Origin of the sequence: Aeromonas sp. R4-2, from assembly GCF_040908295.1 — a bacterium.
Classification (GTDB): Bacteria; Pseudomonadota; Gammaproteobacteria; order Enterobacterales; family Aeromonadaceae; genus Aeromonas; species Aeromonas veronii.
In genome coordinates this window covers 27,263-39,724 of record NZ_JBFODL010000015.1, presented here as the reverse complement: position 1 = coordinate 39,724, position 12,462 = coordinate 27,263, and the positions used below count along the sequence as shown (strand labels likewise).

12 protein-coding genes are annotated in these 12,462 nt (G+C 59.3%); 4 read left to right on the top strand and 8 right to left on the bottom strand.

The genetic code is table 11. The features are described from left to right. The first annotated feature begins 26 nt into the window (after positions 1-26). Positions 27-488, top strand: coding sequence for a DUF2919 domain-containing protein (locus tag AB5Y99_RS14300; protein ID WP_368209976.1), 462 nt, complete (start codon positions 27-29; stop codon positions 486-488). A 12-nt stretch (positions 489-500) separates the two neighbouring features. On the opposite strand, the gene AB5Y99_RS14295 is transcribed toward AB5Y99_RS14300, so the two are convergent. Further along, entirely contained in the window at positions 501-1,271 is a 771-nt protein-coding gene (locus AB5Y99_RS14295) for a hypothetical protein (RefSeq protein WP_368209975.1), read from the bottom strand. 244 nt (positions 1,272-1,515) lie between these two features. On the opposite strand from AB5Y99_RS14295, the gene AB5Y99_RS14290 reads away from it, so the two are divergent. After that, positions 1,516-2,067, top strand: a complete 552-nt coding sequence (locus AB5Y99_RS14290; protein WP_005337065.1) for a lipoprotein — start codon at positions 1,516-1,518, stop codon at positions 2,065-2,067. Between the two features lie 195 nt (positions 2,068-2,262). Next, positions 2,263-4,260, top strand: coding sequence for a hypothetical protein (locus AB5Y99_RS14285; protein WP_236317282.1), 1,998 nt, complete (start codon positions 2,263-2,265; stop codon positions 4,258-4,260). Between the two features lie 84 nt (positions 4,261-4,344). On the opposite strand, the gene glgC is transcribed toward AB5Y99_RS14285, so the two are convergent. Beyond that, entirely contained in the window at positions 4,345-5,619 is a 1,275-nt protein-coding gene (glgC, locus tag AB5Y99_RS14280) for a glucose-1-phosphate adenylyltransferase (protein ID WP_139429679.1), read from the bottom strand. Between the two features lie 189 nt (positions 5,620-5,808). Here glgC and AB5Y99_RS14275 point away from each other — a divergent pair, with 189 nt between their 5' ends. Further along, complete coding sequence (locus AB5Y99_RS14275) at positions 5,809-7,449, top strand: EAL domain-containing protein (RefSeq protein WP_368209974.1); 1,641 nt, start codon at positions 5,809-5,811, stop codon at positions 7,447-7,449. Here AB5Y99_RS14275 and AB5Y99_RS14270 read toward each other — a convergent pair. The 6 genes from AB5Y99_RS14270 to adk all read right to left on the bottom strand — a co-directional run bounded on the left by AB5Y99_RS14270 (position 7,412) and on the right by adk (position 12,260). Continuing rightward, positions 7,412-7,906 (bottom strand): hypothetical protein, encoded by a 495-nt coding sequence (locus AB5Y99_RS14270; RefSeq protein ID WP_043825189.1) that lies wholly within the window; start codon positions 7,904-7,906, stop codon positions 7,412-7,414. The genes AB5Y99_RS14275 and AB5Y99_RS14270 overlap by 38 nt on opposite strands. A 175-nt stretch (positions 7,907-8,081) precedes the next feature. Then, the gene (locus AB5Y99_RS14265; protein ID WP_005337077.1) at positions 8,082-8,444 is read right to left on the bottom strand and encodes a DUF2750 domain-containing protein; all 363 of its coding nucleotides are present in this window, start codon (positions 8,442-8,444) and stop codon (positions 8,082-8,084) included. 180 nt (positions 8,445-8,624) lie between these two features. Further along, positions 8,625-9,929 (bottom strand): inosine/guanosine kinase, encoded by a 1,305-nt coding sequence (locus tag AB5Y99_RS14260; RefSeq protein ID WP_005337079.1) that lies wholly within the window; start codon positions 9,927-9,929, stop codon positions 8,625-8,627. A gap of 186 nt (positions 9,930-10,115) precedes the next feature. Then, the gene (locus AB5Y99_RS14255; RefSeq protein WP_368209972.1) at positions 10,116-10,508 is read right to left on the bottom strand and encodes an MAPEG family protein; all 393 of its coding nucleotides are present in this window, start codon (positions 10,506-10,508) and stop codon (positions 10,116-10,118) included. 34 nt (positions 10,509-10,542) lie between these two features. Continuing rightward, a complete protein-coding gene (gene hemH / locus AB5Y99_RS14250) occupies positions 10,543-11,517 on the bottom strand; it encodes a ferrochelatase (RefSeq protein WP_368209971.1) in 975 nt (324 codons plus the stop codon). Between the two features lie 98 nt (positions 11,518-11,615). Further along, positions 11,616-12,260, bottom strand: a complete 645-nt coding sequence (gene adk, locus AB5Y99_RS14245) for an adenylate kinase (protein WP_005337083.1) — start codon at positions 12,258-12,260, stop codon at positions 11,616-11,618. Positions 12,261-12,462 lie beyond the last annotated feature (202 nt).

Genomic DNA, 12,462 nt, shown 5'->3' with positions numbered 1-12,462 from the left:
TCAATTCAAGTGGATAACGGGCAACCATGACCCTCTACCCCGAACACCGATATGACGATCACGGCCAGTTGCGCCCGCCCCTCTGGTTCTGGCCCATCGCCCTGTTGCTGACCCGCTCGGTCTGGCTATTTCTGATGGCGGGAGTGACCCGCGAGAGCGGCAGCGAGATCCTTACTCTCTTCTATCCGGACAAGATCACCCTCTACATCAGCCTGCTGACCGACGTACCCGCCATGCTGGCGTTGCTCGCCTGCGGGGGCACCTATCAGCAGACCCAGAGCATTCGCGCCAGACTCCGGCGCCACAGCCCGCTGCTGCTGCTCTGCTCTGCCGTCAGCGGCCTGCTGATGCAACTGCACAGCCTCAATTTGCAGAAGTGGTCATTCAGCTGGCCCACCGCACTGGTGCTGGTCGCCAGCCTCTGGGCGTTCTGGTATCTGCTGCGCAGCCGCCAACTGCGGGAATATGCCGCAGATCAGCCCCACTGACGGGGCTGACACCTATTGACGAGTGACCCGGATCTGCAGGGTCTGGCGCTCGCTCTGGCTGCCTCGCCCGCCCTGTAGCTGGGTGCCGAGGCTACTCCCCTGATCCGCTGAGCTGGTCGAAAGCTCCCCCACCGTCAGCCACTGGCCCGGGGCCCCGCTCACCTCGGTGGCACTCTGCCCACGATTGATGGAGCCCTGATCCAGCCTCGCCTGTTCGCTGCTCAGCGCAATCTGCACCCGATCGCCAATCAAGGTGGCCGTGGCATAGAGGCCGTTCACCAGCGGCATCATCCCCACCACTGCCCCCCCGTTCCATTGGTAGAAAGTCACCGGCTGATAGGAGCCCATCTGCAGCAGCACGGGACGGCCAGACAGCCCGCGCACCTGCCAGCTGTCGTTCTGGCTGCGCTGGTACTGCTGGGCGTTGCCATCGACCAGCCACTGCCGCTTGGCCTCGTCGCGACTGATTGAGCCCCCCAGTTGCTGACCGCTGGCGGCACCATCGACCCGCCACTCGATAAGCAGGCTTTGCGGTGGCTGGTTGATCTGCGCCAGCGTGGCTTCGGCCTCCTGCAGCTGGGCTGGCGTCCCGCTCAGCACCAACTGGTTACCCATGGCGCTGACCCCAAGCTGGGGATAGATCTCCTTGAGGGTCTGCACCGCCGCCTGAGCCTCGAAGACCGGGATCACTTTCACCTCAGCCCACAGCGACGGGCTCCACAGTCCCATCATACAGCCAAGCCACAGCAGCGCCCTGCGGCCAATCTTGCCCATCCGAACCATTGCGCTCTCCTCGTTCTCTGTTCTCTTCTTGTGCTCCGCTCAGGCTACTCGGCTCAGACGTGGCCCAACGCCTGCAGCCAACTGATCGGCACTACTCGATTCATCCGTTGATGATGAACCCGGCGGTTGCCAAAAAACAATCGGGAATGCAGCAACTCCGTGATTTCCCACGGTATGAGGCTCTCATTCCACGCCCGTTATCGCGTAAGATAGCGCCATCAAAGTTGCCCAAGCGGAATCCATCATGTTGAAACAGCTGTTGTTACTCCCCCTCGCCCTGCTGCTGGGGGCCTGCTCCCTGACCCAGTACAACGTCAGCGAGGCCGAAATCAACCAGTACCTCAAGGATCAGGTCTCTTTTGAAAAACAGCTGGGGATCCCCGGTATCATGTCGAGCAAGATCCGTCTGGACGAGATGCAGAGCCGTATCGGCCGCAAACAAGCAGATCGCATCGAGCTGGACGCCGCTGGCGACCTGCAGGTGAGCAGCCCCCTTGGCAGCCAGCAGATGAAGATCCGCTTTGCCCTGAGTGCCCGTCCGGACTATGTGGCCGATCAGGGCGCCATCTATCTGCGCGACCTTGAACTGGTCTCGGTCAAGACCGAGCCGGCCGATATCGGGGCCGCCCTCACCCCGCTGCTGCCCACCTTCAATCAGTCGCTCTCCCTGTTCCTGTCGCAGACCCCGGTCTACCGCCTCGACAGCAGCCGCAAGAACGAAGCCAGGATCAAGGAGAAGGTCGAAGCCCTCAAGGTAGAGCCGGGCCGTCTGGTCATCCCGTTCAAGCTGCTCTGATCCCCGCAGCGCTGGCACTTTCAGCGCAATAAGCAGATAACCGTCCTCTTCGACAGCGCACATCCGGTTCAACGTGCAGCCGAATGGGGCGGTTTTTTACTTCTCAAGTCCCCGTCAACACAGCATAATGCTGACCATTCTCATTTAGATTCGTCATGAGAAGCGTCAATAATAAAACCAATGGTGAGAAGGGACATGAGAAAAACCGTACTGGTTCAGGCGATCGCCTGCGCACTGATTAGCGGCGCCGCACACGCTGCCGTCAAAGTCGAAGACAAGACATTCAATACCGCCGCCAACATGCTGGCCTATACCGAATTCGAGCTCTCCGGTGAGCCGCTGGCCGAAGCGCTGGGGCTGGATCTGGATGTGCTGGATGCCAACCGTGCCGATGAGCCGACCCCGTTCGACTTCGCTGCCGGCATCGAATCCTACGAATACTCCGAAGAGGCGATGTACGCCCTCAATTACCAATCCGGTATGGGCCCTCATCTGGTGAACGGGCCGCAAAACCTGGCCCGTGGTGGTACCATGGCCTCTCTGGGGCAACGGGTGCTGGCCATGGCCGATGCCGTTGGCTTCCCGGCTGATGAAGTGCCGCAGGGCATGTATCCCCTCTCCCTGCCCTACGCCTCCGCCAATCCGGAGTTTGCCCAGGCCGTCAACGCCACCCCGGTCAATGGCGACCAGATCACCATCAAGACCGCCAAAGGGACCGAGAAAACCGTCAAGACCCAGGTGCCCGCCTACTTCCGTGACTACAGCACCCTGCGCTGGAGCGGCAGTGACAACCTGCTGGTGCCCGCAGCGGTAGGCGGCATCCTGCTCAAAGAGGTGATGTGGTCGCAGGACTTCCTCGGCGGCATGCACGTAGCCGAGACCGATGAAGAGGTAGAAGCCGCCTCCGCCACCATGGATCAGGATGGCAAGCACAAGCTGGGCGTCTCTGCCGCCGATGGCTTCAACGGCATGATGCTGACCGAGCAATCCATCGACAAGCTGGCCATCATGCAGAACCAGCTTGGCTTCGATGGCAAGCAACTGGGCGCCAAGATCACCCCGCAGTACGATCCGGCCAAGGGCGTTGTCTACTTCCCCCATCAGGTGAAAGTGACCGAAACCAGCAACAACGATGCCGGTGCCATCGGCAAGCTGGAGGTGGTGGATGGCTCCGCCCAGCTGCGCGATGCCTGGATGATGCTGTGGCCGCTCTCCGAGTTCTATGCCTTCAGCGATCAGCGCAGCGCCAACACCAACCAGAACCCGGCCTTCCACGCCGTGTTTGACGGTACGCCGTTTGCCGCCGCACCGGCTGCCAACAAGACCAATGACCTGGGCAAAGCGGTCGCGGGCAGCGATGCCTTCTCGCTGGCGATCAATCTCTCAAACCACACCTTCAAGAACCTGGTAGCCCTGCACTTTGATACCAAGGCTGGTACCCTGGTCGACAGCTGGCAGGCAGGCAAACAGGGCAAGCACGTCACCACCTTTGACGCCGCTTACGCACTGGTCGCCCTGCAGATCTTCCAGCGCGCTCAGGATGCGCTGCCGGTCGGTTACGCCGCCGGTGACAATGGCGAGCTGAACCTCAAGACCCAGCAGGGTCAAGAGGCGCTCGACTTGATCCGCAAACAGGCCGATTTCATCCTTGCCAACCTCAAGGGCAAAAATGGTCTGGTGCATGATGGCATCACCCTGGGTGGCAAGCTCGATGCCAGCCACTCCATCGATGCACAGTTCGCCGCCATCCGTGGTCTGACGGCTGCGTTCCTCGCCACCTCCGATGCCAAGTACCGCACCGCGGCGCGCGAACTGTTTATCGCCGCCGACAAGGCCTACTTCAATGCCAAGGCGGGAACCTGGCTGGCTGGCAAGCAGGGTGAATACACTCCCTGGACCCAGGCTGCCATCTCCGGCGCCCTGCGCTCTGCCATGCTGAACCTGCGCAACGAAGGGGCCGAGAAGGCGCCCGAGCTGGAGCTGGCAAAGCTGACCGGTCAGTACGTCAGCTGGTTCCGTGGCACCGTCAACGGTGGCATGCAGATGGCCGAGTGGATCGGTGACTCCGGCGAGAACATCATCGAAGGTGCCGGCAGCGACACCGATGAAGATGGCGTACCGCAAGTGACCGCCGCCGGTGGCAAGCACGGCACCGCTATGGTGATGGCCGCCAAAGCGGTGGTTAGCGAATAATCCTCGCCATTCACCAGCATGAAAAAGGGAGCCAACTTGGCTCCCTTTGCATTACAGCGTCTGACACAGTTTCAAGGACTTTCCTCAAACCAGCTTGTCCAGCATCTCCTTGGTCACCAGCACAATCCCCTGCTCGGAGCGGTAGAAGCGGCGGCTATCCTCATCGGCATTCTCGCCCACCACCAGCCCATCGGGCAGCACACATCCCTTGTCCACCACCACCCGGCGCAGACGGCAACCGGCGCCAATCTCGACCCCGGGGAAGATGATGGCCTGATCCAGGGTGCAGAAGGAGTGCACCCGCACATTGGTAAAGAGCACCGAGTTGAGCACGAACGACCCGCTGACGATGGTACCGCCCGAGAACATGGAGTTGATGGTCATGCCATGCTGACCGTTGCGATCCTGCACGAACTTGGCCGGTGGCGTCAGGGTCTGGCTGGTCCAGATGGGCCAGTTCTGATCGTAGATGTCGAGCTCGGGCAGCACGGAGGCGAGATCCATGTTCGCTTCCCAGAACGAGTCCAGCGTTCCCACATCACGCCAGTAGGGCTTTTGCCCCTCGCGCGCCCCGACACAGGACATGTTGAAGGGGTGAGCAAATGCCAGCCCCTCCTCCACGATGCGGGGGATCACATCCATCCCGAAGTCGTGCTTGGAGTCCTGATTGTGAATATCCTCCTCCAGCAGTTGGTAGAGGTACTCCGCCTCGAAGATATAGATCCCCATGGAGGCCAGCGAGCGATCTTCGCAACCTGGCATGGCGGGCGGATTGGCCGGTTTTTCGACGAAGGCGCGGATCTTGCGCTGCTCGTCGATATCCATGATCCCGAAGGCGGATGCCTCGGCCCGCGGCACCTCGATACAGGCGACCGTCACCTTGGCACCAAGGCGCACATGGTCGAGCAGCATGGCGGCGTAATCCATCTTGTAGATGTGATCCCCCGCCAGCACCACCAGGTATTTGGGGCCGTAGTCACGGATGATATCGACGTTCTGATAGATGGCATCGGCGGTGCCGCGATACCAGTGCACCTCATCCACCCGTTGCTGGGCAGGGAGCAGGTCGATGAATTCGTTCATCTGGTAACGCAGGAAGGACCAGCCCGATTGCAGGTGACGCAGCAGGCTGTGAGATTTGTATTGGGTGACTACACCAACGCGGCGGATCCCCGAGTTGATACAGTTGGAGAGCACAAAATCAATGATCCGGAATTTGCCACCGAAATGGACGGCAGGCTTGGCGCGGTTGTCAGTCAACTGCTTCAGGCGACTGCCACGTCCACCCGCCAGCACCAGTGCCATACTCTGGTTCAATAATTGTCGTGCTTTGGCACTATTTTCGGGCTCTAACAACATGATTTACCTCTGCCTTGTTTGATCTATTTTCAACTCATCTTCGCCTGTTTCGGCACCTGTGAAAGTGGTTTCACTCACATTTAACCGATCTCAATTGACCCTTTTCACCGAGTTGCGAGGAATAGCATGCTTTGCTCCGCCAGCTTGGTTAAAATTCCCCCACAAAGCAGCCACTTCAAGGATGACAAGATGGTTCACAAGCTCGGACGTACCCTCTTTCTGATCGCCACCATAGTGACCATACCCCTGCTGCTCCTGCAAGCAGTTTGGTTGGCCCTTCAGAGCACACCGCTCACTTTGGCCATTATTCTGGCCACCACACTGCTTGGCATGATCCTGCTGTTGATGCTGGCCATCCGCACCATGGATGGCATGCTCCAGCATCAGGAGCTCACCTGGGTCAAGGCGATCAGAGGGCGGGATCCCTCACAACTCGATGAGCCCGCCTCCCAGGAGGTACTGCAACAGCTGCTGGAACAGTTCGAAAGCGCCGAGCAGAGCGCTCATCGCCAGCTGACCGAGCTCAGCAACCTGGCCACCACCGACGAGCTGACCCAGCTACTCAACCGCCACGCGTTTCGCCGCGACATGACCGAGTTGCTGCAGCGGGATCAGGACACCCAAACCGCGACCCTGGTGCTGATCCGTGCCACCGAGCTTGGCAAGATCAACGCCCAGCGCGGCTTCCAGTCTGGTGATGCCTACATCAAGGACATGGCGGCCCTTATCAAGCGGGTGGTAAGCCGCTTCCCGGGCAATCAGGTCTACCGCATTTCGGGGGCTGATTTCGCCGTGCTGGTGCAACCGGTGGCCAATATTCCTCCCCATCTGCTGGGGCAGGATTTGAAGGTGGCCTTCGATCACTATCAGGATCAGCACGAGCTGGAGAGCACCGGTTACTCCGGGCTGACCAAGCTCAGCAGCGGCCAGAAGATCGAAGCCGTGCTGGCCAGAGCGGATCTGGCGCTGGCTCGCGCCCAGACCGAAACCATCAACGGCTGGGCCATCCAGCAGGATGACAGCGCCTCCGAGCTGCAAGGGCAACACCACTGGCGAGACGTGCTGACCGAAGTGCTGGCACAGGAGCGCCTCAGCTTTACCTACCAGCCGATCCAGCCCCTGCATCGCAGCATGCTGGCCTACAACGAGATCTACACCCGCTTCAGCGGCAATGACGGCACCGCCCTGCCCACCGACACCCTGTTTGCCATGGCCCAGCGGCTCGATATGGTGATGCGGCTGGAGCAGCTGGTCATTACCCACATCATGCGTCAGTACCGGGCCTTTGGTGCCAACCAGAGTCGCTGGGGGATCAACCTCTCCCCCAACCTGCTGCAAAACAGCGCCTTCCTGATCTGGCTTGACCGCCAGCTGCTCAAAGATCCCAATACCAGCGCCAATCTGGTGTTCGAACTGGATGAAGAGCATCTGGAACGCAACCTGACCGGCGCCAAGCGGGTGTTTGAACTGCTGCGCCGCAACGGCAGCCGCTCGGCCATCGCCAATTTCGGCAAGGGGATCGGCTCCTTTACCCTGTTTCGCGAGCTCAAGCCCGACTACATCAAGCTGGATCCTGCCCTTCTCACCGGACTGGAGCAGGATCAGACCAACCAGCAGTTCGTGCGGATGATCGTCGATGTATCACATCGGATGGGGTGTCAGGTGATTGCAGAGGGGGTGGAACAGCTTGGCCAGAAACAGCTGCTGCAGGGGATGTACGTCGATGGCTTGCAGGGCTATCTGATCGCCCGGCCGCAACCGCTGCGACCGGATATCAGCCAACTGGGGCTCTTTACTGAGGATGCTTCAGCTTCAAAAGGGTCAGAATGATGTCATTGAGCTGGCGATAGCGCTCCAGCTCTTTCTGATCGTACCGGGTCGCCAGTGTGGTGGGGTTGTGGCGGTTCTTGAGGTAACGGTTGATTTGCAGGCGATTGAACCCCGCCACCTGATAGACCTGGCCAAGCAGGGTATTGAGTTCATCGTGCTCCAGACCTGCTCTGGCCAGATAGTCCCCATCGGCGGGACTCTCGGTCTGGTGACTCCACTTGCCAATGCGACCGCTCTCTTGCAGATAGCTGAGCCACTGCTCGATATAGAGGGGTTTGCACCCCGCCAACAGATTGAAAAAGCCCACCGCGTCGCAACGACAACCGCTCAGGAGCACGACAGCCAGCTGATCATCATCGCATTGGAAGGTCACAGGTCCGACTTGCGCCCAATCCAGCGCCTGCACCCGAATGCTGGCCTTCTCACCCGCAGCTCCCGTTACGTCGAATACAAACATGGCGCTCCTCCCTTGGCAAAAGGTTGATGATGGACCATCCCCCTGACAGGTGCAAAGGCAAATCGGCTTTTAACTCATCAATCAGGCCATTCGACCATAAAAAAGACCGGCACCCTCACGGATGCCGGTCTTTGTCCCGATGGCCTGTGCGTTCAGACCATCAATGGAGGCGCTTTCAGGCGTCCAGTTCAACCAGTGCCTTGGCCAGCTCGATGGGTTCGAGCTCCTGACCTTCCAGATCGGCGTTCCAGTTCGGGCCGACCAGCACATCATCTTCATCCAGATCGTTGATCCAGATATCGAGAAACTCTTCCAGATCGATCACTTCCGGCTCGTAATCGGCCCACTCGTCGACGCAGTGCAGACGGGCGTCCTCTTCGGCAGACCAGAGCGGCATCACGTCGGCATCTTCAAATTCGGCGGAGCGGCAGACGACCCAGTCTTCCCCATAGCGCAGACCCCACACCTGACCCGACTCGCGGACTTGTTCGATAAACAGTTGGAAATTGGCGTCAAGGTTGTCGTTAAGCATGCTCATGGGATTCTCTCTTTCTTTCGGGTGCTGCGGCATTGTCGGGCGACAATACGATGGCCAAATGGTGTCGTAAAAGTGACATGGACTCAAGCATATTGGGGTTATTCCGGGAAAAAAGCCGGGATAACTCCCATTTGCCTGCAAAAACGCCTCCCGATGGAGGCGTCTTGCAGATTCAGGAGATCAACGCTCCCAGTAAACCTCTTCCAGACTGTCCTCTTTCTCCGGCAAACCGCGGGAGAGACGGGGGCTGCTCTGGGCCAACACCTCGTAGCTGACACGGTTGGCGTATTTGCACACCTGGGCCAGTGAGGAGTAGGTCAGGAACTCGGAGATGTGCTTGGCGGAGTTGGGCACATTCATCCGGTGATAGGAGTTGGCCACCATGTCGTGCAGCACGGCGGAAAGCGCGCCATCCCCTGCCCCGTTGGTGTTCTTGATCTTCTCCGGGCCACCCATATACGGGGAGATGTGGGAGTAGATACGGGCCGGTTTGCGGCACTTGGCACGGGCCATCGGGCGGCTGAACTCATACATGTTGAACTCGGGGATAACGCCCGGCAACAGGGTATGAGTGGTCTCGCGCTTGTAGTCCTCGTCGGTGTAGCTCGCCATATAGAGGCCGATGGGGCCAGCAGTACAGAGCACCATGTCGGCCCAGTCGAGCGCCTTGTCGGCCGCACCGAGCGGATCTGCGATACCGGTCAGGGCTTCACCTTCGTCTTCGTTCATCGCCAGCACAGTCACGTTCTCGGCAATGAAGTCGCGCCACCACTGGGGGTTTTCGTCGATGACGAAACGGGTGCCCAGGGTCAGCACCACGGGAATACCGGCCTCGCGGGCATAACGCACCGCGGTCATGGCCGCCTCTTTCATCGGATCACCATCGTCACCACGCACCAGATAGGCGGTGATCACCAGGGCAGATGCCCCTTTGATCACATCCTCCGGAATGTGCTGCACATCCAGCTGGTTCATCTTGCCGGCGTTGATGCCGAAGCTGCGCTCGCCGCACTCGGTGATGAAAGTGAAGCAACGGCCGATGGGGCCATCAACCGGCTGCAGATAGTCCAGATTGACACGGGAAGAGGTGTTGCACAGATAACGGTAGGCGTAGCAGCCGATGCGAATGTCCTGACTCATCACACCCAGCAGGATGGAATGGGAGTCGGCCAGTACCGAGTAGTTGTGTACCGTGTTGCCAATGGTGCCACCGGCAAACTCGCTCACCACCATGTTGTTGGCCTTGAGCTCGTCATAAATCCGTTCGGCCACGTCGTCATTGATGACGACGGAGTGCCCCTTGCTCAGACCATAACGGGTCAGAAAGTCTTCATCCACATGGGCTTCAATATCAACCAGGGTCTGATCAATCCCGACAACGTAGGCTTTGCCCAGCTCGGTTAACAGGGGATTTTGCGGAACCAGGGGATCGCGTCTGTCGACAGGGAAGTAGTGTTTGGACTTGCGCTGACCGGGAAATTTCATGGCAATGTTCTGTGCTCTGGGGGAAAGAGGGGCGGGATTTTAACACAATCCGCCGCCCCGAAAAGTCGCCCTGTTTAAATAATGGAGTCAGTATAGACAAGGCCAGCAAGGAAAAACGTTTGCCTTTTCACCATAAAAAAACCACCCCGTCCGGGGTGGTTCCATAGCATAAAAAAGCGCCTGTTTTCAGACGGCCGCCATGCCCTGCAACAGGGCCAGTACCGAAAAGAGGCCGAGGGCGAGCCAGAACAGCAAGGTGCCCAGAAAACGGGGCACATTGGGGGCTTTGGGGATCTGGATGCCGATGGCATGCAGGATGCGGCCGATCAGCAGCATGGCGCCACCGGCATGCAGCCAGAGCACACCGGCACCGGAGAACTCGCACAGCGCCATCAGCAGCAGGGTCAGCGGCACATACTCGGCAAAATTACCGTGGGCCCGGATCGCCGCCAGCAGCTCGGGGGCTTCCCCCTGCCCTATCATCACCCCGAACTGGGCGCGGCGTCTGACCACCCAGAAGGAGAGCCCCAGAAACAGCAGCCCCAGCAGACCTGCATAAATCAGCGTGATATGTACCATGACTCGACTCCTTGTTTGACTGAATGCCGGTCACTCATGCCAATTCGCGGCAGATGAGCGAGACCATCATCCTGATATGGGCCTGATCGCTGTTGAGGGCCGGAATATATTCAAACCGCTCGCCACCGGCCTCCATGAAGATCTCCCGATTCTGTACCTGAATTTCCTCAAGGGTTTCGAGGCAGTCGGCGGCAAAGGCAGGGCAAATCACATCGAGCCGCTTGATGCCCGCAGCAGGCATACCGCCAATGGTCACGTCTGTGTAGGGCTTGAGCCACTCCTCCTTGCCAAAGCGGGACTGGAAACTGGCCGTCCACTGCCCGGCCTCCAGCCCGAGCGCCTCGGCCAGCAGAGTGGCGGTGTGGCGACACTGGTGACCATAGGGGTCCCCTTCGTTCTCGTAGCGCTCGGGAATACCGTGGAACGACATCAACAGGTGATCACCCTGACCGTGCTGCTCCCAGTGACGACGCACACTCATGGCCAGCGCCTGTATGTATTCGGGATGGGCGTGATAATCACGAATGAGCCGTACCACCGGCAGATTGCGTTCTCTCTTCATTGCCTTGCCCCAGGCATCAAAGACCGAGGCGGTGGTACTGACCGAATATTGCGGATAGAGCGGCAACAGGATCACCCGGTTGACCCCTTTGGCCTTGAGCGCCTGCCAGCCATCATTCACTGACGGAGAACCATAGGTCATCGCCAGCTCCACCGGCACCTCGACCCCCTCCCGCTTAAGCTCCTGCTCCAGCGCAGCGCGCTGCTGCTTGCTTATCACCATCAGCGGCGAGCCCTGCTCGGTCCACACCTGCTGATAGAGCTTGGCCACTTTGGGCGAGCGCGTCGGCAAGATGATGAAGTGGAGCAGCGGGCACCAGAGGTAACGGGGCAGGTCCACCACACGGGGATCGTGCAGGAACTGGCTGAGGAACGCTTTGACGGCAGCGGTGGTCGGTGCGGCTGGGGTACCCAGATTGACCAGCAATATTCCGGTTTTCGTGGTCACGTTGGCTTCCTGTCTATCTGTCATTATGCAAAAAGGGCCCGACAGGGCCCTTCTCTTTATTTATCTGATGGCACGGGAAACAGTGCCGACAGCAAAGATCAGCCCAGAATGGTGGCAAGCTGCTTGCTGACCAGATCAACCGGCTGGGTGCCGTCGATCTTGACGTAACGGGTATGGCCCGCTTCCGCCTCTTTGCCGTAGAAACCGATCAGCGGCGCGGTCTGCTGATGATATACATCCAGACGCTTGCGTACTGTGGTCTCTTCGTCGTCGGCGCGGATCACCAGATCTTCACCGGTCACGTCATCCTTGCCTTCCACTTTCGGCGGGTTGAACACCACGTGGTAGGTACGGCCGGAGCCGGAGTGAACGCGACGGCCGCTCATGCGCTTGACGATTTCTTCGTCCGGCACATCGAACTCCAGCACGAAATCAACCACGACACCGGCGTCCTTCATGGCTTGCGCCTGGGGAATGGTGCGCGGGAAACCGTCCAACAGGAAGCCTTTGGCGCAGTCCGGCTGAGCGATGCGCTCCTTGACCAGACCGATGATGATGTCGTCAGAGACCAGCTGACCTGCGTCCATCACAGCTTTGGCTTTCAGACCGAGCTCGGTGCCCGCTTTGATCGCCGCACGCAGCATATCGCCGGTGGAGATCTGGGGAATACCGTGTTTTTCCATGATGAACTGAGCCTGGGTACCTTTGCCGGCGCCCGGAGCCCCCAACAGAACAATGCGCATACACGCTCCTATTGATTGGTTATTCAAATCTTGCGAAGGCAAAAAAGTACACGGTTTCGCCCGTTTCTACAAGGGTGAGCCACCTGAATGAGCACTTTATCACCACAATAACCGGCTGTTCGAACAGGATTTCATCGCAAGGGGAAGACGCAAAAATAGCCAGGGATTCAGCATAGAGCGCCAAAAGCAGGAAGGAGGTACG

What these genes read in the sequence shown, in the direction of transcription:
- AB5Y99_RS14300 (WP_368209976.1), top strand. Translation starts at nt 27, where the DNA reads ATGACCCTCTACCCCGAACACCGATATGACGATCACGGCCAGTTGCGC.
- adk (WP_005337083.1), bottom strand. Translation starts at nt 12,260, where the DNA reads ATGCGCATTGTTCTGTTGGGGGCTCCGGGCGCCGGCAAAGGTACCCAG.
- AB5Y99_RS14270 (WP_043825189.1), bottom strand. Translation starts at nt 7,906, where the DNA reads ATGTTTGTATTCGACGTAACGGGAGCTGCGGGTGAGAAGGCCAGCATT.
- AB5Y99_RS14260 (WP_005337079.1), bottom strand. Translation starts at nt 9,929, where the DNA reads ATGAAATTTCCCGGTCAGCGCAAGTCCAAACACTACTTCCCTGTCGAC.
- AB5Y99_RS14255 (WP_368209972.1), bottom strand. Translation starts at nt 10,508, where the DNA reads ATGGTACATATCACGCTGATTTATGCAGGTCTGCTGGGGCTGCTGTTT.
- AB5Y99_RS14290 (WP_005337065.1), top strand. Translation starts at nt 1,516, where the DNA reads ATGTTGAAACAGCTGTTGTTACTCCCCCTCGCCCTGCTGCTGGGGGCC.
- glgC (WP_139429679.1), bottom strand. Translation starts at nt 5,619, where the DNA reads ATGTTGTTAGAGCCCGAAAATAGTGCCAAAGCACGACAATTATTGAAC.
- AB5Y99_RS14265 (WP_005337077.1), bottom strand. Translation starts at nt 8,444, where the DNA reads ATGAGCATGCTTAACGACAACCTTGACGCCAATTTCCAACTGTTTATC.
- AB5Y99_RS14275 (WP_368209974.1), top strand. Translation starts at nt 5,809, where the DNA reads ATGGTTCACAAGCTCGGACGTACCCTCTTTCTGATCGCCACCATAGTG.
- AB5Y99_RS14295 (WP_368209975.1), bottom strand. Translation starts at nt 1,271, where the DNA reads ATGGTTCGGATGGGCAAGATTGGCCGCAGGGCGCTGCTGTGGCTTGGC.
- AB5Y99_RS14285 (WP_236317282.1), top strand. Translation starts at nt 2,263, where the DNA reads ATGAGAAAAACCGTACTGGTTCAGGCGATCGCCTGCGCACTGATTAGC.